This window comes from Roseisolibacter sp. H3M3-2, from assembly GCF_029211165.1.
Taxonomy (GTDB): Bacteria; Gemmatimonadota; Gemmatimonadetes; order Gemmatimonadales; family Gemmatimonadaceae; genus Roseisolibacter.
Genome location: NZ_JARGEK010000573.1, coordinates 1 through 2,067 on the forward strand (window position 1 = coordinate 1; position 2,067 = coordinate 2,067).

At 77.6% G+C, this 2,067-nt stretch carries 1 protein-coding gene; it reads left to right on the forward strand.

Annotated elements, in window-relative coordinates:
- Positions 1–2,067 (forward strand): DUF4175 family protein (locus tag PYV61_RS24660; RefSeq protein WP_275836532.1); only part of this gene is annotated, 2,067 nt, incomplete at both ends.

Sequence of the window (2,067 nt, forward strand, 5' to 3'; positions counted from 1 at the left end):
GGCTTCGGCGCCGCGGCGGCGGCGGGGGCGCTCGCGGTCGCCGCGGCGCTGGTCGCGCTCGGGCCCGCGTTCGTGCGGTCGGGGGCGCGGCTCGTGTTCTGGCCGTGGGGGGACGCGTCGGCCGAGGCGGCGACGGTGCTGGCTGTGATGGTCAAGCCGGGAGACGTGACCGTCGCGCGCGGCGCCGACGTGCAGATCGAGGCGACGCTGCGCGGCTTCCAGGCCGAGGGGGCGGCGCTGCTGGTGCGGCGCGGGAGCGCGGCGACGTTCTCGCCGGTGCCGATGACGCCGGGGGCGCGGCCCGGGGTGTTCGTGGCGCGCCTGTTCGACCTCGACTCGGCGGCGCAGTACATGGTGGAGTCGGACGGGATCCGCTCGTCGGCGCACGCGATCCGCGTGGTCGACCGGCCGACGGTGCGCACGCTCGCGCTCGGGCTGCGCTATCCCGCGTACACCGGGTTGGAGGCGGTGGAGATCGAGGACGGCGGCGACGTCGCCGCGCCGCGCGGGACGCTGGTGCGGGTGCGCGCCACGCCCACGATGCCGGTGCGCGGCGGGCGGCTGGTGGTGGAGGGCGGGGCGGCGGTGCCGCTCGCGCTCGACAGCACGGGCGCGCTGGTCGGCACGCTGCGCGTGGACAAGCCCGGGTTCTACCGCGTCGAGCTGGAGGACGAGCAGGGGACCGCGGTGCCGGGGTCGCTCGACTACGTGATCGACGTGCTGCCGGACCGCGCGCCGACGATCACGATCGCGGAGCCGGGGCGCGACATGCAGGCGACGCGGCTGGAGGAGGTGTTCGCGTCGGTCGAGGCGGACGACGACTACGGCGTGTCGCGCGTCGAGCTGGCGTACTCGGTGAACGGGGGCCCGGAGAGGACGGTCGTGCTGCACGACGGCACGACGCGGCGCACGCCGAACGTCACCGCGGGGCACACGTTCTTCCTCGAGGAGCTGCCGCTCAAGCCGGGCGACGTCATCTCGTACTACGCCCGGGCGCGCGACAACGACGCGGTGAGCGGCGCGCACCAGGCGACGAGCGACATCTACTTCCTGCGCGTGCGCCCGTTCGACCGCGCGTACCGCCAGGCGGAGCAGGGCGGGGGCGGGGGCGGCGGCGGCGAGGAGCGGGGGGAGAGCCCGAGCGCGCTCTCCGACCGGCAGCGCGAGATCGTCGCGGCGACGTTCAAGCTGACGCGCGACACCGCGGCGCCGACGGCGGCCGGCGCGCGGCAGCGGCGCGAGGACCTGGCCACGCTGGCGCTGGCGCAGGGGCGGCTCCGCGAGCAGACGGAGGCGCTGGCCGAGCGCGTGCGGCAGCGCGGCGGGCAGCTCCCCGACTCGGCGGTGCAGGAGATCGCGGCCGCGCTCCCGCTGGCCGCGCAGGCGATGCGCGAGGCGGAGGAGCGGCTCGGCAAGCGCGAGGCGACGGAGGCGCTGTCGCCGGAGCAGCGCGCGCTGCAGCAGCTGCAGCGCGCCGAGGCCGCGCTGCGCGACGTGCAGGTGAGCCTCGACCAGCAGGGCGGCGGGGGCGGCGGCGGGGGCGGCGAGCGGAGCCCCGAGGAGCTGGCCGACCTGTTCGGCCTGCAGAGCGACCGGCTGCGCAACCAGTACGAGAGCGTGCAGCGCTCCGACGCGCAGCGCCAGAGTGCGCAGCGCGAGGTCGACCGCACGCTGGAGCGGCTGAAGGAGCTGGCGGCGCGGCAGCAGCGCGAGTCGGAGCGCATGCGGCGCGAGGCCGAGGCGATGCGCCAGCGGCTCGGCCAGCAGTCGTCGCAGGGCGGCGGCGGGGGCGGTCAGGGGTCGTCGTCGGGCCAGTCGCAGGGCGGCCAGCAGGGGCAGCAGGGACAGCAGCAGCAGAACGCCAACGCGGGCGGCACCGGCGACCAGCAGCGGCAGCTGGCGCAGGAGGCCGAGCAGCTGGCGCGCACGCTGGAGCGGCTGTCGCGCGAGACCGAGTCGCCGGAGCTGCAGCGCTCCGCGCGGCAGCTGCAGGAGGCGGCGGACGCGATGCGGCGCGCGGGGGCGAACGGCGCCGCGCCGTCGGCGGCCGCGGCGGCGGCCGCCGCG